The 18,357-nt window shown below is 61.8% G+C and carries 13 protein-coding genes and 5 pseudogenes; 11 read left to right on the forward strand and 7 right to left on the reverse strand.

The window, feature by feature from the left end; genetic code table 11:
- The first annotated feature begins 39 nt into the window (after positions 1–39).
- Positions 40–1,608, forward strand: a complete 1,569-nt coding sequence (locus tag AC51GT_RS18900) for an FAD-dependent oxidoreductase (protein ID WP_496329779.1) — start codon at positions 40–42, stop codon at positions 1,606–1,608.
- 12 nt (positions 1,609–1,620) lie between these two features.
- Here the strand turns inward: AC51GT_RS18900 and AC51GT_RS18905 are convergent, their stop codons facing one another.
- Positions 1,621–2,421: an IclR family transcriptional regulator gene (locus AC51GT_RS18905; RefSeq protein ID WP_496329780.1), complete on the reverse strand. Its 801-nt coding sequence runs from the start codon at positions 2,419–2,421 to the stop codon at positions 1,621–1,623.
- A 322-nt stretch (positions 2,422–2,743) separates the two neighbouring features.
- On the opposite strand from AC51GT_RS18905, the pseudogene AC51GT_RS18910 reads away from it, so the two are divergent.
- From AC51GT_RS18910 to AC51GT_RS18920, 3 genes and pseudogenes are all read left to right on the forward strand, one after another.
- Positions 2,744–4,072 (forward strand): annotated as a pseudogene (locus AC51GT_RS18910) (branched-chain amino acid ABC transporter ATP-binding protein/permease); the annotation flags it as partial.
- Positions 4,069–4,800, forward strand: a complete 732-nt coding sequence (locus AC51GT_RS18915; protein WP_496329781.1) for an ABC transporter ATP-binding protein — start codon at positions 4,069–4,071, stop codon at positions 4,798–4,800. The pseudogene AC51GT_RS18910 and the gene AC51GT_RS18915, both read left to right, overlap by 4 nt.
- 206 nt (positions 4,801–5,006) lie before the next feature.
- Complete coding sequence (locus tag AC51GT_RS18920; protein WP_496329782.1) at positions 5,007–6,056, forward strand: hypothetical protein; 1,050 nt, start codon at positions 5,007–5,009, stop codon at positions 6,054–6,056.
- A gap of 72 nt (positions 6,057–6,128) precedes the next feature.
- Here the strand turns inward: AC51GT_RS18920 and AC51GT_RS18925 are convergent, their stop codons facing one another.
- Positions 6,129–7,601 (reverse strand): FAD-dependent oxidoreductase, encoded by a 1,473-nt coding sequence (locus AC51GT_RS18925; RefSeq protein WP_496329783.1) that lies wholly within the window; start codon positions 7,599–7,601, stop codon positions 6,129–6,131.
- 201 nt (positions 7,602–7,802) lie between these two features.
- Between AC51GT_RS18925 and AC51GT_RS18930 the strand changes: the two genes are divergently transcribed.
- Both AC51GT_RS18930 and AC51GT_RS18935 read left to right on the forward strand, forming a co-directional pair.
- Entirely contained in the window at positions 7,803–8,297 is a 495-nt protein-coding gene (locus AC51GT_RS18930) for a hypothetical protein (protein ID WP_496329784.1), read from the forward strand.
- 150 nt (positions 8,298–8,447) lie between these two features.
- Entirely contained in the window at positions 8,448–9,212 is a 765-nt protein-coding gene (locus AC51GT_RS18935) for an SDR family NAD(P)-dependent oxidoreductase (protein WP_496329785.1), read from the forward strand.
- A gap of 538 nt (positions 9,213–9,750) precedes the next feature.
- On the opposite strand, the pseudogene AC51GT_RS18940 reads toward AC51GT_RS18935, so the two are convergent.
- Positions 9,751–9,975: pseudogene (locus AC51GT_RS18940) on the reverse strand (IS3 family transposase); the annotation flags it as partial.
- A gap of 19 nt (positions 9,976–9,994) precedes the next feature.
- On the opposite strand from AC51GT_RS18940, the pseudogene AC51GT_RS18945 reads away from it, so the two are divergent.
- Positions 9,995–10,272: pseudogene (locus AC51GT_RS18945) on the forward strand (alpha/beta hydrolase).
- A gap of 298 nt (positions 10,273–10,570) precedes the next feature.
- Here the strand turns inward: AC51GT_RS18945 and AC51GT_RS18950 are convergent.
- Together AC51GT_RS18950 and AC51GT_RS18955 are read right to left on the reverse strand one after the other, a co-directional pair.
- Complete coding sequence (locus AC51GT_RS18950; protein ID WP_496329786.1) at positions 10,571–10,825, reverse strand: hypothetical protein; 255 nt, start codon at positions 10,823–10,825, stop codon at positions 10,571–10,573.
- 454 nt (positions 10,826–11,279) lie between these two features.
- Positions 11,280–11,882 (reverse strand): TetR/AcrR family transcriptional regulator, encoded by a 603-nt coding sequence (locus AC51GT_RS18955; protein ID WP_496329787.1) that lies wholly within the window; start codon positions 11,880–11,882, stop codon positions 11,280–11,282.
- A gap of 107 nt (positions 11,883–11,989) precedes the next feature.
- On the opposite strand from AC51GT_RS18955, the gene AC51GT_RS18960 reads away from it, so the two are divergent.
- Together AC51GT_RS18960 and AC51GT_RS18965 are read left to right on the forward strand one after the other, a co-directional pair.
- Positions 11,990–12,703, forward strand: coding sequence for an SDR family NAD(P)-dependent oxidoreductase (locus tag AC51GT_RS18960; RefSeq protein ID WP_496329788.1), 714 nt, complete (start codon positions 11,990–11,992; stop codon positions 12,701–12,703).
- A gap of 170 nt (positions 12,704–12,873) precedes the next feature.
- Positions 12,874–14,092: pseudogene (locus AC51GT_RS18965) on the forward strand (IS3 family transposase); the annotation flags it as partial.
- A 1,347-nt stretch (positions 14,093–15,439) separates the two neighbouring features.
- Here AC51GT_RS18965 and AC51GT_RS18970 read toward each other — a convergent pair.
- Positions 15,440–15,805 (reverse strand): DoxX family protein, encoded by a 366-nt coding sequence (locus AC51GT_RS18970; RefSeq protein ID WP_496326619.1) that lies wholly within the window; start codon positions 15,803–15,805, stop codon positions 15,440–15,442.
- A 107-nt stretch (positions 15,806–15,912) separates the two neighbouring features.
- On the opposite strand from AC51GT_RS18970, the gene AC51GT_RS18975 reads away from it, so the two are divergent.
- Both AC51GT_RS18975 and AC51GT_RS18980 read left to right on the forward strand, forming a co-directional pair.
- Complete coding sequence (locus AC51GT_RS18975) at positions 15,913–16,305, forward strand: winged helix-turn-helix transcriptional regulator (RefSeq protein ID WP_496329789.1); 393 nt, start codon at positions 15,913–15,915, stop codon at positions 16,303–16,305.
- Positions 16,306–16,324: 19 nt separating this feature from the next.
- Positions 16,325–16,658, forward strand: a pseudogene (locus AC51GT_RS18980) (oxidoreductase dimerization domain-containing protein); the annotation flags it as partial.
- Positions 16,659–17,204: 546 nt separating this feature from the next.
- On the opposite strand, the gene AC51GT_RS18985 reads toward AC51GT_RS18980, so the two are convergent.
- Entirely contained in the window at positions 17,205–18,350 is a 1,146-nt protein-coding gene (locus AC51GT_RS18985; protein WP_496329790.1) for a zinc-binding dehydrogenase, read from the reverse strand.
- Between the last annotated feature and the right edge of the window lie 7 nt (positions 18,351–18,357).

Here is an 18,357-nt window from a genome sequence, read left to right on the forward strand (position 1 = left end):
GCCCAGATCAGATGAAGCCGCAGCGATATGGAGTGTGAAATGAACTGGGACAAGTCATACGACGTGGTGGTGGTGGGCTCGGGTGGCGCGGCCCTGGCGGGGGCGCTGGCGGCGGTCGCCCGCGGCCTATCGACCTGCGTGATCGAGAAGACCAGCCTGTTCGGTGGAACCTCGGCGTATTCGGGCGGCAGCGTCTGGCTGCCGGGAAATCACATCCTTGCCCGTGATGGCGTCGACGATTCGATCGAGAAGGGCCTGACCTACTTCACGTCGGTGGTCGGCGATCGGACGTCACCCCAGGTGCAGCGAGCCTATGTGGAGACCGGGTCCGAGCTGGTCGAATTCCTTGAGAGGGCCGGTATCCCCATGGAGCATAGGTCGTTTCCCGACTACTTCGATGCGCCTGGACGAAGTGCGAATGGACGCACCATCTTTGCTAAACCGATCTCGGCGCAGGAGCTGGGTTCTCGGTTGGCGGATGTGAGGCCGATGGTCGCGCAGGATCAGTTCGGTGCGGATCTCGACCGCACGGTCCTGGACGGGGGGCAGGCGTGGATCGCCCGCATGGTTCAGGCACTCGACAATTCGGACAAGGCTGAATTGCGACTCGAGACAGCGGCGCAGCACCTCGTGCAAGACGATGCCGGGCGAGTCGTCGGAGTGCAGGTGGCGACCGGCGCCGGCGCGGAGAAACTGCATGCGCGGGCAGGAGTGCTCCTCGCAGCGGGGGGTTTCGAACGCTCTGCCGAGATGCGAGCTTCTCATCAACAGATCCCCACCGCCGACTGGACCTCGTCACACCCCACCACCGGTGGTGGCGATGCCCTCCGCATGGTTCAGGAGGTTGGGGCAGCCGTCGATCTTCTCGACCAGTCGTGGTGGTGCCCGGCTACCCTGTTCCCGAACGGACACGCCGTCTTCACATTGGGCGTGCGGGCAGGAATTGTCGTCGACACCACCGGCGAGCGATTCGCGAACGAGATGCTCCCGTACGACCAGATGGGCCGAGCGATGGGCGGTCGAATGGAGCAGGGTGTTGGTGACGCGTTCTGGTTCATCTTCGACAACCGGTTCGGTGACGAGCTACCTGCCATCTGCATGCCGATGCCGGAGCAAGCGGCATTCGAAGAGGCGGGGCTCTGGCATACGGCCACAACCGTCGATGATCTCGCCCCGAAGCTGGGTCTTGACGCAGCGACGTTGGTGCGGACCGTCGATCGCTTCAACAATCAGGCGCGCAACGGCCGGGACGAGGACTTCCGACGCGGCGAAGACCCGTTCGGGCAGTTCTTTGTCGGGGCCGCCTCACCCGGTCCTTGTCTACTGCCGCTTGATGGCTCGCGCTTCCACGCCGTCCGCCTGGTGCTCGGCGATCTGGGTACCAAGGGTGGTGCAGTGATCGACCTCGATGGTGCGGTCGTGCGGGAGGACGGGTCCACCATCGCGGGTTTGTACGCCGCAGGGAACTCGTCGGCGGCCATCTCTGGGGCCGCCTACCCTGCGCCGGGCGTACCGCTCGGCTCGGGCATGGTCATGGCGTATCGGGCCACGGCGGTGATGGCAGGTGCTGTTCCCGCAGCAACAGCGGCAGGTGCCACACCGGGCTGACGACTGCGTCGCTCAGTGTGTGGCGAGGTCAGCCGCGACGCAGGATTCCCAGATGTCGCGTGCGGTAGTACGAAGTGGCCCAACCAGTTTGCGGTAGTCGAGTGACATGGCCGGACCACATGCAGACAACCCGCCCAGGTTGCCGTAGATGTGGTCCGGCGGCCCGATGGAAACGCCTACGCATCCGATACCCGGAAAGGCTTCTCCACGGTCGAAGGCGGCGCCACGATCGCGAATCAGCGCAAGCTCGTTGTCGAGTTGTTTGCGTGAGGTGATGCTCTGGCTGGTCCGGCCGAGCAACGTGCCGTCCTCGTTCAGACGCAAGGCACTCCACAATGCAGTTTGTTGGGATCCCTGAGCATGCGCGAGCATCGCCTTGCCCGCGGCCGTGAGGTGAATCGGTACGCGTTGCCCGACCGCCGAAGGTGTCGCACCTGACGATCGGCCGTTGACCTTGGCGAGATAGATCGTCTCTCCGCCAGCCGGTCCCGAGAGCTGAATTGTCAGCCCGGTGCGTTGGGCGAAGGCGTGCATCAAGGGCCTGGCGTGCTGCAGGAGGCGGTTCTGGTTGAGTGCGGCCTGACCCATCTCGTATGCCTTGACCCCGAGCTCATAGGTCTGCTCTGGCGTACGGGCCAACCAGCCGGCCGCGGTGAGTTGCTCGAGCAGGCGATGCACGGATGAACGGGGGAGCCCGGTCCGGACCGTTACCTGAGCCAGGGTCAGCGGTCCCGTGCCGTTGAATGTTTCTAACACCAGAGAGATGCGTCCGACGACCGACACTGGGCCGCCGTCGGTGCGTATTCTGCTCACTTGAACTCCTGAACTTCGCTTAGAGTGTGACGTGGGTCACGGTACCGCGTCGGCGGCGTCGTTCAAACCGCGGCGCCGGGGGCTTGCGTGGGATGTCGCCGGGCGGGTGGGCAGCGCCGGATGATGTACGCCTGATGTCCTGCGACCAAACATAATCGAATTACCCACGGACGGGTTCCACTCGGGGTTGCCGGAGTTGTACCCGATCGAGGCTCCCATTGTATGGGAGACCGGGCTCACATCCTCACGTCTGCTTGAGAAGCTCATCACACGCCCGCAGCCCACCTGATCACGGGTCTGCGACCGAAAGCCCCGCACCGCCCTGCTCGCCGCCGTTGCTTTGGCCGTCGCCCGACTGCGACGCAGCAGTCTGGGTATCGATATGCTCGCCGTCCGAGCCAACGAGCGTTCAGCTGCCGCCACCGGAATCAACGTTCCGAGAACCAAACTCGTTGCCTTCGCGATCGGTGCATTCATCGCCGGTCTCGCCGGTGCGATGATGGGCTATCAACAGACGTTGGCCACACCCGAGCCATTCATGGTCTTCGTCGGCATTACCCTGTTCGCGGTCATGTACGTCGCAGGAATTTCGTCCATCACCGGCGGCATACTTGCGGGGATCATGGCACCCGGCGGCCTTTTGTACTTGTTCGTCGATCGATTCCTGAATATCGGAGACTATTACGCGGTGATCAGTGGGCTCTTGCTCATCATCACCGTCATGCTCAATCCGGACGGGATCGCGAGCACTCTGCCGAAGCTTCCGCTGCCAAAGCTCGGTAAACAGCGCAAGACCAAAAACGTTGTCGCACAGGAGATCAGCACCACCGGTCTGGCCGCAGCCGCGCCCGATGGCGGGGAACCGTTACTGGTGATCGACGACGTCACCGTGCGCTACGGAGCGGTCACAGCCGCATCGGAGGTCTCCTTCGAGGTTCGACGCGGCGAGATCGTCGGACTGATTGGACCCAATGGTGTAGGTAAGACGACCCTCATCGATGCGATCACCGGGTTTGCGCCGGCGACGGGATCCATGCGTCTGGGCGATGTCGATCTGGTGGGCAAACCGCCGCACGCTCGGAGCAGGGCCGGATTGGGGCGCAGCTTCCAGGATGTCGAATTGTACGACGACCTGACAGTGGCGGAAAACGTCACTGTGGGTGCAACACGGTCGCAATCCTCGTTGGGCGCGGGTGAACGGGTCCAACGAGTGCTGCAACTCCTCGGACTGTCCGAACTCGGCGCCGCCGAGGTCGCATCGCTGTCCCAGGGGCAGCGGCAATTGGTCTCGGTGGCAAGGGTTCTCGTCGCCGAACCGGTAGTGGCGCTGCTCGACGAACCAGCAGCCGGCCTGGACAACAACGAAAGCCGTTGGCTGGGTGACAAGTTGCGAGCCGCACGCGACGCGGGGACATCCATTCTGTTGGTGGACCACGATATGGACCTGGTGCTGACCATCTGCGATCGGGTTGTGGTCTTGGACCTCGGTCGGGTGATCGCTGACGGGCCGCCGAGCGCGATCCGCGCCGATTCGGAAGTGCTCCGCGCATATCTCGGGGTTCCCTCCGAGGATGAGGCCGTCGCCGATGTGGTCAGCGGCGACCGTCCGAGGCCGAGTCCCGTTCTCACAGCACAGGAGACATCGTCATGATTGCACTGGAATGCCGTGCGCTCACCACCGGCTACACCAAGCAACGGCCGTGTGTCCGCGGAGTCGATCTGACGGTGCAGGCCGGAGAGATCACCTGCCTGCTCGGTCCGAACGGTGCCGGGAAGACCACGTTGCTGATGGCCCTGGCAGGCCTGTTGCCGCGGTTCGATGGTGAGGTGGTCGTCGGTGACCATGCGGTACGGGGAGGTAACCCGCGCGACGCCGTCCGTGCCGGATTGGTACTCGTTGCGGATGATCGCGCACTGTTCCGCAATCTCAGTACAGAACAGAACCTGCGACTGGCTGTGCCCCAGCGGTCGCTGCGGGCCGGCGCGGTACGCGAAGTCCTCGAGCACTTCCCCTCCCTGGAGAAGCGGTTGAAGGTCGATGCCAGCAGGCTGTCCGGTGGTGAGCAACAGATGCTGGCCATCGGCCGGGCCATTCTCCAACGTCCCAAGGTGCTGCTCATCGATGAATTGAGTATGGGCTTGGCCCCCGTGATTGTCGACGAGATCCTCTCGGTGCTAAGGGGATTCGCGACCGATGGCGATATGGCGGTCGTGTTGGTTGAGCAATATGTTCACCTGGCGCTGCGGGCAGCCGACCGCGCTGCAGTGCTGGTCCACGGCAGCATCGTGCTCGATGACACCGCCGAGTCGCTCCGGGCTGATCCGCGCCGGATCGAGGCTGCCTATTTGGGCGAGGATGCTGCTGCAGTTTCCGGATGAGGGATCGACACCACTCCGCTGCCGGGTCGGCGAATTCTCGAACTCACCGTCCCGGCAGTGGTCTGTCTTATCGGCCAAAGTACTTGTGGCGCAAGCCTCCCACTGCATGGGATACCGGCCGGAAAGCGCCTTTGCAAAGCTCTAACGTGATGCGAGTCACGACCACCGTACGGTGGGTTTCGTCTGAGATAGAAGAGGAGCACTCCATGACAACCACGCTCGAACGGCATCCGATGACCCCGGTCGCGCCACCGTCTGTGATCCAGGATTTCTACACACCTGATGAGACCGCGACGATCATGTCGGTCATCCGCGATAACGCCCCGTGGCGGTTGGTCCTGGCCCATCACTTTGCATCCACCGAGGAGTACCTCGCGGTGTCGGGCGGCAACAATCGCCGGGCCGACGCCCAGCTTTCCGATTTCGTGGCGCCGGTATTCCGGGGTTTCCTCGGCAACGACGGTGTGGTTCTCTACCCTGAACTCAACGAGATCTACTTCGGCCGGAAACTGCTCGATACGGCGAAGCAACTGCACGGTGCGAAATACGGTATGGCCCACGATCTGCTCTTCAACATGTGTGGTCCGTCCAAAAGCTTCGATGCCGGTCACTTCGACACCGGAAGCTTCCGCGGGATCGGATTGCACAATGCGCCACTGTGGTTGCTGGCGGTGATGTTCAAGTCCGGTCTGTTCGATGCCTGGGAGGTCAAAACCGCGCAGGTGATCACATACTTCTACGACTCCGACATCGATGGCGGATTCACCTACTGGCCCAAGGGGCCCGACCGCTCGCCGGAACGGCTCGCTGCACCGTTCTGGAATACGGCGATACTCACTGATAATTCGCGTATGTACCACCGTCGTGAATCGAACGGACCACGAGATCGGCGCGACCTGCCCGGACTTGACCTGTCTTCCACACTGCACAGTGTCGGTGACGATGAATGGGCGATTCGCACGGGCGACACCGAGATCAGCCGCTTGGCGAATGCCGACATGAGGATGCTGGTGCATTACACCGCGTTGCTCTTCGATGACCTGGCCGACGTCAAGCGCTACCAGGACCACACCGACGACTTGACGATGGAGACGGCATTCGGAATGTTGATCGCAGACATGCGGGCAAAGGGTGCCGCGGTATCAGAACCGAGTGAGCCCGCCACCGATACCGCGTTCATCGCCCAACTCACGGACTTCTACAAGATGGCCCCGACTTCCTATCCCGCCGAGGCGCCCTTGGAAGTGCGCGACTGAGCCTATGAGAAGAGGCCATCCCGGACGAGCTCCGGGATGGCCTCTTGTGGTTCGTGGGCGAGGCGGTCTCGATCAGATTGTCTGTGTCGCAGCGGACTTGCCGGCGCGCCGACCGAAAAAGCTGCCGTCTCCCAGGCTTGCGCCGCTCGCATAGCCGCCAGCGCACACACCCGAGGTGCAACGTCCGGCGGCGTACAGGCCAGGGATGGGTTCGCCACTGACATGAAGGACCTCGGACTCGACGGTCGTCTTCAGTCCACCGAGGGTGAACCCGCCCACCATACCGCGCAAGTCATACGCCGCGATGGGGGTTGCGAGCGGTTTGACCCACTCGGACTTCTTGGCGAAGAACGGATCGGACGACGTCGCCGCATGTCGGTTGAACAACTCGATTGTCGACGTCAGGCCACCGCTGGGTAGCCCCATTTCTTTCTCGAGCTCTTCGACGGTCTCGCATACCCATGTCGGCGTACCCCGCATCACCGCACTGGTCGATTCCGTTTGGGTGGCCTCCTCGAATGAGGCCTCGTCGATCACGAGGAATGCATCACCGCCCTGGCGGAGGAGTGTTTCTTGCGCAATACGGCCAGGGTAGGTGTCCTCGGCGACGTAACGCTGGCCGCGTGCGTTGACGAGAATCCCGCGTGCCATCAGTTGCGGATCACAGAAGATCGCCACCTCTGTTGCGTCCATGTGCGCGGTGGCAGCGCCCAACGCCTGACTCATTCGAATTGCCTGTCCGTCATGGCTTTCGATCGATGCCGCCGGCCGGCCCGCTATGCGCGGTGCATGGTCCTTGAGCATCTCATCGTTGTAGGCAAAACTCCCGGTCGCCAGAACCACACCGCGGCGGGCGCGGATCGTGAGGTCGGCACCGTACTGGCGGGCCACCACTCCGGTTACGCGTCCATCATCATCGATCACGAGAGATTGCGCACGAGTGTCGAATACCGTTCTGACACCGAGCGCTAGTGCGCATTCGATAAGCGGCTTCATGAGCATGTGACCACCGGTCTGTTCCCCCTCAGCCGCGGCTGCTTTTCGGGGAAGATGCCCGCGGGGTGCCGGTGGGATGAGTGCACTGAACGGTGCAGCGTTCTCACCGCCGGAATACATCAATCCTTCACTATGAGGGGGCTCCCAACCTGGCTCGCCCCAGAATGACTCCTCGAAAACAACGCCCGCGTCCACCAGCCAGTTGTAGTGCTCGACGCTCTCCTCGCAGTAGACGTCGACCTTCGGTTCATCGACTCCGGGGCCCAAGGCGCTCTTCATGAAAGCCTTCATGTTGTCGACTGTGTCGTCGAAACCCAACGCGCGCTGCAACGGCGTGCCGCCACCGAGGTAGATGAAGCCCCCGGACATCGCGGCAGCGCCACCGCCGCCACCGAGCCGTTCCAAGACCAAGACGTCGGCGCCGGCACGTGCAGCTTCGATCGCGGCAGTGACTCCGGCTATCCCGAAACCGGCGATGACGACGTCCGCCTCATGGGACCAAGTTGCCACGGTCGAGGACTTCACTGGCTTGAGGGTCGGATCTACCACGGTGCCTCCTGTGTTATGTGTTTGTTGAGTAATGCATTGCGCCCCTCCTGCGCACCATCGGCGCTCCCTCTCACCGGGAGTGGGGGCGACGAGCCCTCTGTCTCCCGCTGTGTGGACACCGTGGGTTGTCACGGTGTCGAGGCTCCAACACCATGTGGCACAGCCCATCAGCTTGGTTCCCCACCTGTCCCAGGAGCGTCTATGGATTCCGGTATCGAAGAACGCAGTGCTACCACCCTTGCGATCGAAGTCGCCCAACTCGTGGGGGCTTGGTGGTATCACTATGACGAATGGCATCCTCAGATCCTGCGTGGATTGCTATGTGATGATGCAATTTTCAGCTCCCGTACCGATAGTGGCGCAACAGAATATGAGGAATTTGTCCGGGCTGAAATCGCGGGTGCTGATGCGGTGATGACATGGCAGGAGGATCACCGCCTGAACAGTCCGTATCCGTTGAGGCATTGCGGCTCCAACGTGCATGTCACTGGCGTTGCCGGTGGCGTGGTCGAGTTCGCGTCCTACATCTTCGTTACCAAGATCGTCGACGGTCGACCCTTGTCGTTGTCGACCGGAACGGCCTGCGGCGCAGCACGCATCACTGACACCGGACTGCTGATGCAACGGCTCGAGGTTGTTCTCGACACGACGGATTCTGTGCCATTGGTGGAACGTGCGAACGCCGGCAGAGTGTGAGGGCGGTGGACAGTCTGAGTTCGGCTTGCCGGTGTCGGAATAGGGCCGGACGGGGCGGCAATTCGACATTGACGAAGAGCGATGCCGGGGCAAGATGACAGCTGACAGCGAGAGGAAGAGACGTTGAGGGTCGCTGGAAAGGTGTTTGCCGTGACCGGGGCCGGCAACGGTATCGGCCGTCAGGTCGCGCTCGAACTACTTGCGCGCGGGGCTCGTGTTGCATTGATAGACCGTGATCAGGCCGCACTGAACCAGACCCTCGAACTGTCGATTCCGAACAGCGCGCGCGTGTCGACACACGTGGCCGATGTCAGTGATCCCGATGTGGTCGACGACCTACCTGAGCAGGTGATCGCGGAACACGGTCAGGTTGACGGGCTCCTCAACGTTGCTGGGATCATTCATCGTTTTGTTCCGTCGGCAGAACTCGAGCGGCACGAGATCCGTCGAATTGTTGATGTCAATTTTTGGGGAACTGTCCACACGACCCTCGCGTTTCTCCCGGAGCTGCGGAAGCGTCCTGAAGCCGCCATCATCAACATCTCGAGCCTCTCAGCTCTCGTTGCATTCGCCGGACAGACGTTCTACAGCGCAACGAAGGCGGCAGTGAAGCAGTTCAGTGAGGGCCTGTATGAGGAGCTCATCGATACAAATATCACGGTGACGGCAGTCTTTCCCGGCAATATCAGCACAGACATCAGCGGAAACTCGGGTGTCACGATGATCGACGCAGGCGGCCGAAAGGTTCGGTCAACTACACCTGAGCAGACTGCCGGCGAAATCGTAGACGCCATCCAAAAGGGCAAAGCCCGCCTGTTGGTGGGAGCCGATGCGAAGGTGTTGGGAGCGTTGTCGCGGCTGGCACCGGTCATGACGATGCGCCTTGTCGCCAAGCAGATGAAGAGCGTGCTGTGAATCCGGCGGGGATCTGCTGTGGTCGATGACGCCGCATCTCGGATGTCGTCGAAAGGTCCCCGATCGAGATGGTTCGGGGTTTTGTCACGAATCGTATGCGCGGTGAGCGAACTGGCGCGTGGCGCGGGGGGAGAGGTTCAGTTCCATCGCCAGGCCTCTGTCGCTGAAGTTCGTTCAAGGTATTGCAGTGTGGGTGTGGACGGTTGTGGCTTTGTCCGCAGTTTGTCCGCAGGATTTCTCGTCAGCCCCGGGTTTTGGCTCTGTTTGGCGTCTGGTTCGTCTAGAGACTTGGCCTGGCGGATCACCGCAAACGTCCCGGATCGTGAAGGTTTTGGCTGGTCAGCTGTACGGCTGTCGCCCTGACGTGGTGCCGGCCGACGGGATCTGGGGTCTGGCATCGCGTGGTGTCACCAGCGGAACCGGTGTTGACCTTCTCGTGTCCGACCAGAAGGTCCGGTACCTATCACGTTATGCCCCTCATCGTTCGGTGTTATTTCGCTCTGTTTTGAATCACCTCGGGAAGTCTGGAGACTTTCTAGTCCACCCACTCCAATGTGGCGATTTCCCCGTGCTCGACGGTTCGCCAGGGTCCCTGCGGCTTGATCAATTCAGTCTTGTAGGGGCCGTTGATCGTCTTGGCAAGGGCATTGTCGTGGCTATCGCCGGTCGTCCCGATCGAGGCATCGATGCCGGCCTCGGTCAACCGCTCGGTAAAGGCAATCGAGGTGTATTGAGAGCCCCTGTCGTGGTGGTTCTGGGCCCCGTGCGCGGCAGGATGGCCAGTGAGCACTGACCGGTACCAGGGGCCGTGGAACGCCGAGACCGAGAACCCCCTGCTCCTGATCGGAGCGACGAACGATCCGAAGACGGGGTACTCGAATGCCGTTGCTGCAGAACGGCCCTGGGCAATGCAAGGTTGCTCACGCACGAGGGTTACGGCCACATGTCCACTGCCGACCCGAGCAGGTGCGTCGATGAACGTCGCACGCAGTACCTGGTGGACCTCGTAGTGCCACCTGCGGGCACGGTCTGCCCGTGGGATCATCTCCCGTTTGAGTGAAATCCGAGGCTGGCGAGTACTCGAATTTACCGGACCATAGCTGGTGCGTCCGAAGGGATTGCAGCCCCCGACCTCTCTGTGCCGGCTCCAACGTCCCGGTTATCCATGTGTGTATTTCTGTTCTCTGGTCTGGGGTTGTGCGGGTCAAGTGGCCAGGGGGTCCTGCCGCGATCGGCCCTGAATCGACAGCGGGTGATGTCTCTGGCGAAGGCGCAGATGGCGTCGGCCAGCGCACCTTGTGCCGTGGGGTCACGCTGGGATGGGACCCATCAGGTGACCGCGCTGCGACGCTCGCCGATCACCCGCCGAGATTCGCGACGGTGGAGTCCAACACACTGGCCTGCAGTTCGAGATCGCTTTCGTTATGCTCCCGGTCTCGCGGCAGCCGCTCCCGAAGCTCGTCCCGTGTAAGCACGGCAAAAGCCCGGTGCCGATCGATCATGTCTTCGGCACCCACCACTCGAAATCGGCCTCCGTCAAGGATCAGCGCCGGATCAGTGAAGGCAGAGTCGAGAAGCTCGCGCAGGTCATCAGCGGTCAGATGGATAGGCACGTGGTCCTCCTAAGTCGGGGCGGGCATTGCTTGCGTACCCAGTTACAAGCCGAGGTAACCGGTGTAGAGGCGGATCAGGGCTGCCGATACCGGTCAACACCCGCAAACGTCCAGTTGATCGCGTCGCATCGAGAAGGTCAGGGGTTCGATTCCCCTTAGCTCCACAGAATTCACAAACGCTCCATCCATACGAAGATGTCGGCTCCGGTCCAAAATTAAGCAGGCAAATCACCGCGCGGCGTGTCAAGCCAAGGTCAGATCCAGCCTTTTCCTGACAGTCCCGACTGCGCGTGGTCGCAATTTTTGTCTGAGGATTGCGGTGTCGAGCTGTTCCCGTGGTGCCGATTTGGTCGCCGATCAGGCAGCGAGAAGGGACTGAGGCAGCTGACGATCGCCATCGCCGGCACGAAGGGCAGAATCTCGCGCCTGGGGCGGACCGTTCGCGGTGTCCGCGTCAGGTCAGGGTCGGTGCGGGTTGCGGCAGCGGGTGGGCGCCTTCCGGGCGAAGACCATCGAAGATGAGAGCGAGGTATCGCTTCCACAGCTCGGGATCGGGGTGGGCGAGATTGCTCGCGACATGTATTGGTGCGCACATCAGTAGAAAAATGTCTGCGCCAGTAACATCAGGGCGGATGGTGCCGGCCTGGCGGGCACGGTCGACGAGGGCTTCGATGGCCAGGTGTAGGCGGTTTCGTAGCTGTTTCACCCGGATGTCGTTGTCGCTCACAGCCCATAGGAAATCGACGTCATGTTGTTGCCGTTCGTCGGCCGCCACGGTCAGGAACTCGAATAGCGCAGCCGCCGAGTCGTCGGCGCCTGTCAACTGTTGGGCGTGCGCAATGAGGATATCGAGATGGCCGGCCACGATCGCAACCATGAGATCGTCTTTGCTGGCGAAATGCCGAAAGACGGTGCCCTTGCCCACGCCCGCCCGACGGGCGATCTGGGCAACCGAGGCCGACGGGCCTCGCTCGGTGAACTCCTCTTCGGCGGCAGCCAGCAGCAATTTCCGATTCCGAGCCGCATCTACGCGCAAGGGGCGGTCAGGGGACGACATCACCACATGCTAGCAAAGTGACCATGCGGTCCGATTCGTGTAGCGTCGTTCAGGTAACGGACCGATGGGTCACTTTATGGGCCTTGAACCAATCTCCAGGAGGACAAATGGAACTATCAAGCGCGACAGCCCTTGTTACTGGCACCAACCGAGGCCTCGGCCACGCCTTGGCCGTGGAGCTGGTGCGCCGAGGCGCGAAGGTCTACGCGACAGCACGACGGCCAGAATTGGTCGACATTGACGGCGTCGAGGTTCTCCGTTTGGATATCACCGATCAGGCGTCGGTTGATGCTGCCGCAGCGTCTGCCGGCGACGTCGATGTATTGATCAACAATGCCGCTTTCACCGGTGGCGGAAACCTGGTGACCGGTGAACTCGACGCCATCCGGGCTGTGATGGATTCCAATTACTATGGGACCCTTGCCGTTATCCGCGCGTTTGCCCCGATTCTGGCCCGCAACGGTGGAGGTGCAATCCTCAACGTCCTGTCGGCCGCGGCATGGAACACTGTCGACGGCAATACCGCCTACGCCGCGGCCAAGTCTGCAGCATGGGGCCTGACCAATGGCGTGCGGGTCGAGCTGGCAGGACAAGGCACGCAGGTCACCGCTCTGGTGCCCGGCCTGATCGCCACCCAGACCCTGCTCGATTACGCCGCGCAGGCAGGCGTGACGTTGCCAGAAGAACTACTCAACCAGCCGGTCGATCTGGCACGTGTTGCTCTTGATGGATTGGAAGCGGGAGATGTTGAGGTTCTCGACGATCTCGGCAGACAAGCCAAGGCTAGTCTGGCTGGGCCGCCGCAAGCTTTGGCGCTGTAGTACCCTGCCTCTGCCGTACATCATCGGTCGTCCACGCGTATCGAGCGCCATGTCGGTCATCGGCGTCATGATCGCGGAGTGAATCTCGGGGATCGGCAGCGGCAGAGGAGGTCTCGGATTTCTGATCACGAAGACAACACGGTCCTTCCGGAGAGGTCCGTGAGCGGGCGTTGCGGTTGCTGCAGAACCATGGCGGTGAGTACGCGTCGTTGATTGCCGTGGCCGGGGCCATTGCCAAGCAGGTCGTGTCGGTAAGGAGACGGTCCGCCGGTGGGCGGTACAAGCTCAGCTCCATACCGGAGCCCGTCCCTGGGTGACGTCGGGGAATCAGCCGAGATCAAAAGCTCAAGGCCGAGAACCGGCAACTGCGCGAAGACGTCGCGGTCTTGAAGGCTGCGACGACTTTCTTCGCAGGGGAACTCGACCCCGCGATCGATGATCATCGCTTTTATTGACGCGATGCGAGCCGAAGGTGTTGCAGTCGAGTCGATCTGCCGGATCTTGCGGGGCAGGGTTGTCAGATCGCGGCACGCACCTACCGGGCCTGGCGTGCGCGACGGCCAGCTGCGCGCACTATGGCAGACGCCCACACGGCCGACGCGGTCCGTGATGTCGCCTGGCGTACCGAACATCAGGGCCGGCGTCGGATCACCCCGGAGGGGCTTTACGGGCGCGTGAAGATGCGTGCCCATCTCGACCGCACGTCCATACCGGGCGTGTCGTATGGGGCGGTTGATCGTGCGATGAAGTTGTTTCATCTCAATGGCTTTCGTCGATCGAAGGGTGTCCCACGAATTTCATCGGCAGCATCCCGGCCGGAAATCAGATCAATCGCAAGTTCCGTGCTGAGGAGCCCAACCGGGTGTGGGTCACTGACTTCACATTTGTCAGAACGTGGGCCGGCTGGGTGTATGTCGTGTTCATCATAGACGTGTTCTCCCGCAAGATCGTGGCCTGGCATGCCGCAACGAGCAAAGAGGTCACTGTGGTGACCATCCCGTTGCGAATGGCGTTGTGGCAACGCGAGCACGACGGCCATCCGGTCAAGATGGTGAGCTGATTCATCATTCGGATGCGGGGTCGCAGTACACGTCGACTCGGCTGGCGCACAAGCTATCGCTGGAACATATTTCTGCGTCGATCGGGTCGTGGGGAGATGCCTACGACAACGCGTTGGTCGATTCTGCGAACGGGCTGAACAAAACCGAGTGCATTCGCACGACGATCTTCCATCAACGGCCGTACAAGACGATCGCCGATGTCGAGTACGCCACCGCGACGTGGGTCGACTGGTACAACTGCAGCAGGCTGCATTCGAGCACCGGCATGGTTCCATCCAACGAGTACGAGTCCAGCTTCTACGCTGGACTTATCATCGAGCAGCCCCCACATTGGAGCCGACACAAAACCTGGGGTGATTCAGTTTGTCCGCGGAATCTCCAGCGCGGGTCATCGATCACTAACACCGAAAACGCCTCCAGCTGCGACGATTCCAACTCTCGACATCGACCACGCCCAGTTGATCGCGTTCGCATCGAGAAGGTCAGGGGTTCGATTCCCCTTAGCTCCACAAAAATCACAAACGAGCCACCTATACGAAGACGAGCCACATATTTGTGGCTCGTCTTCGTATAGGTGGCTCGTTTGCGGGAAAGGCGGAACGCTGGCTTGCGACGTCCAGAGCCCCTGCCACAGCGTCGAGACCTGAGTCGAACAGGTCGCTGTAGACGTCCAGAGTCATGGACGTTTTCGCTGTCCGAGCATGCGTTGGTCGCCGAGGACAGGCCCAGGCGGACACCGCCAGGCTTGCAGCGGTGTGTCGGAGATCGTGTGGCGTGATCGTCGGAAATGTCGGATCGCCCTTCTGGCACGCGGTGACGGCGACAGCAAAGTGGCGGGGGCGATAATTGGAGACACGAAGCAGTCCGCCGCGGCTGTTGGTGAACACGAGGTCGTCCCAGCCCTTGTGCTCCATGAGCGTCGCAAGTCGTCGATGAGGGCTGCGGGGAAGGGCACCGAGCGGCGCTCGTGATCCTTCGGGTTGCCCCACACCAAGCCGTTGGCCTCGGTCACCGCGCGGTTGATGTCGACGCGTCGACGGATAATGTCGAAGTCGCTTGGGCGTAGCGCGGCCATCTCGCCCCACCGGAGTCCGGTGTACGAGAGGAACAGGACCACGATCGGCATCCACTCGATGGCATCGGCGAGTAGCCGCACCTGTTCGTGGCTGAGGTAGCTCCGGTCTGAATGCTTGTGACGAGCGTGACGGTGTGTGATTCGGCCGGCCCTACTTCTCCGAAAGGAGTTGCTTTACGGCACAACTCGCGCGCAGTCGTTGCCGGTGCCCGCCTTGCGTGCGCGGCGATATGCCGAAGTCGAGGCGGACGACCTGGACCGGTCTTCGCAGCCCCCGCCGGAGTCTATATAGCAGCACCGGCGCAACTGGTCTGATGCTGGTTCCGTCTGAGTGGTCGGGTCGAGCTCGTCCGAGCCTGTTCAAATCGTCCTCGGCACATGTGCCGCAGACTTCAGCCTTGTCCCTAGCAGCGACTGCGTCCCTGTCCATATTGTTCTGCGACGCAACCACTATTGGTTTTGCTCGGCGGGTTCCTGCTCGATGCGTGAGAGGGCTGCGGCCCACGATAAGTGTGAGAGTCGTCTAGAACGCCGCCAGGCCGACACCGCCGAATCACCTGCGGTGGCGGTCTTTCCCTTCGCGCGCGACCAGTTACCGCGTCAAACCCAGGCGGTGGCCAGCCAGGCCGCAACAATGGCCGACACCAACAGGACGATGTTGAGGCCGATCTCGCGGAACTCCCGGCGGATCAGATGTAGTGTGATCCCGCTGATTTGGATCAGGACGAGTCCGATCGCCGCGGCGACTGCGAGGAACTCTGCCATTCCGACGAGCGGGGGCAAGATCAGGCCGACCGCCCCGAGGACTTCGAGTACCCCGATCGTCCGAACGAGGCTCAGAGGCACCGTGTCGACCCAGGCCATCATCGGACGCAGTTGCTCTGGTGACTGCACCACCTTGATCGCGCCGGAATACAGATAGAACAACGCCAGTAGGGCCGCCACAATCCAATACGTCACAGTCATTTTTGGGACACTCCCGGTCGGTCGTAGTAAGTACCCAGATTGTTGATCAGTTTCGAAGGGCGTACAAAAGGAACATCCGTGTGCGTAACCGTCGATAGGACCGTCCTATGCCTGAGAAAGATGTCGACCAGGGTCCGAACGTGTGTCTGATCCGCGGTGACCATGGTCAGGCGGTTCGGTCCCTGGTCGACCGACTCGGCGACAAGTGGGCGCTGCTGATCCTGGCAACGCTGCACGATCGCCGACTGCGATTCACCGAATTGCTCAACACGATTCCGGGAATCTCACAGCGCATGTTGTCCCTCACCTTGCGCAAACTCGAACGGGACGGATTGATCATCCGGACCGCCCATGCGGAGGTCCCGCCCCGCGTGGAATACGAACCAAGCCCGCTCGCAACCACATTGATTCCCCATGCGGTGGCATTGGCGAACTGGGCCATCGAGAACAATGACGACGTCGCCGCGCATCGAGATGCCTACGACTCGCGCGGCGGCTGACGAAACTGCCGTCGAGTTTTCGATCGGTCTGACCGAGACCGCTGCGCGCGAGAAGTTCGGCGACGTGAAAACCGTGGCCTACGACCTTGCCGGCAACGGTAAGTCTCAGGTGCTGCTGCGGACATCCGGCGTGATCAAGTCTTCAAGGCCATTGCGGAGGGTGAGCAGGGGCCGGTCGTCGGGATTCACATCGTCGGATCGCGGGGCGGTGAGCTCATCGGCGAGGCGCAGCTGCTCTACAACTGGGAAGCCGAAGCCGACGACGTGGCCCCGGACGTCCACGCCACCCGACCCGAAACGAAGCGCTCGGAGAAGCATTCCTGGCAATGCCGGGTAAGCCGCTACACGCGCACCGTCAACATCGCAGATTGGAACGACCGTACCGGTTCCGACCCGCCGCTGCTGCGGCGAGTTGGTACGGTCGCCCTAGTCACGAATTGACTCGCAATGCTGGGTGATTGTCCGTCTCGGAAGGTCTGATCGCGAAGTCCTGTGCGTCCATCCCGTGGCGAAGGTGGCGTTGGGGAAGTGTGAGTGTAGATGATGGATTGTGGTCGTGGCACGAAGCTAAGAGTTTGTCCGCAGTTTGTCCGCAGAAGCTCCGAGGCTTGTCGTAGACCGCTAACACCGAAAACGCCCCCAACTGCGACGATTCCACTCCTCCGCGCCAACCAACTCCGGCAAACGCCCAGTTGATCGCGTTCGCATCGAGAAGGTCAGGGGTTCGATTCCCCTTAGCTCCACAGAATTCACAAACGCTCCATCTACACGAAGACGCTCCACGTACATGTGGAGCGTCTTTGCATAGGTGGAGCGTTTGCGTGCCCGATGGGAGATTGGACGCTATGCACCGGCAACCGTATCGAGATCTGAGCCGAACCGCCGCTGCACGCTTCCTCTCACCGGGACGGATCGATGAGGATTTTCGCGTGGCGCTCGGGATCGCCGAGGTCGTTGAATGCCTGTGCGACGCCGTCGAGGCCGACCGTCGCCGTGTGCAGAGGCGATGGGTCGACCTTGCCGGAGGCGATCATGCCCAGCGTCTGGCTGAATTCGGCCGGGTCGTAACCGAACACGAAGCGCAGGTCGATCTCTTTGCTGAGTGCAACGGCAGGTCGGAACTCATCGACCTCGGTGCACATTCCGACCACCGTCACCAGGGACCGAATCGGCGCATGGGCGACTATGTGATCGATGATGCCGGGGACGCCGGCGCATTCAAAAATCACCGGACCGCGGGGGGATTGGCCTAGTCGGTCGGCTCCGAAGAAGATCTTCTCCACCGAGGCAAATGGGATCCGGCGCACGGCCTTGGTCATCTTGAGTGCGAACGCAAGGAGCTCCGGCGTCGAGTTGACCGGATCCTTGATGGTGAGGGTGTCCCAGGGCGATCGGACCGTGGGGTCGACGACCACATCGGCACCGCACTGCGTGGCGAGCTTCCGTCGGCCGGATGAGGGATCGGAGGCGATGACCTTCGTGACGCCTGCGGCCTTGAGCATCAGGATCACAGCCAGGCCGATGGGACCGCAGCCGATCACGACGGCGGGGCGCCTCTTGCTGATTCCCGATCGACGTACTGCATGACGTGCGACGGTGAGCGGTTCGGTGAACGCTGCCTTGTCGGGGGAGACCCCCTCGGGGACAGGAAATGTCAGCGCTTCCTCGACCAGGGTGTATTCGGCGTAACCACCCGGCGCATGAATATCGAAGCCCGTCAGGTGCATTCCGACCTCGGTGTGGAGGATGGGCAGCGCCGTCACCGGCGTACCCGCAGACCATCGGCCCCGGGTCTTCGGGCCGTAGGACACCACCTCTCCGAGGATCTCGTGACCGAGAATTACCTCCTGGTCCGGAAGGATCGCAGTTGTGTAGCCCGACTCGAGCATCAATGCGTTCAGCTCGGAGGCGTCCTTGGTGGCGTGTAGATCCGATCCGCAGATCCCGGTCCGCAGTACTTTGATCAGGATTTGGCCCGCACCTGGTTTGGGTCTGTCCACGTCCCGAACCGTGAGCTCGCCCTGCGTGCAGACAACTGCCTTCATCGCGTCC

Source organism: Williamsia sp. z34, from assembly GCF_059553395.1.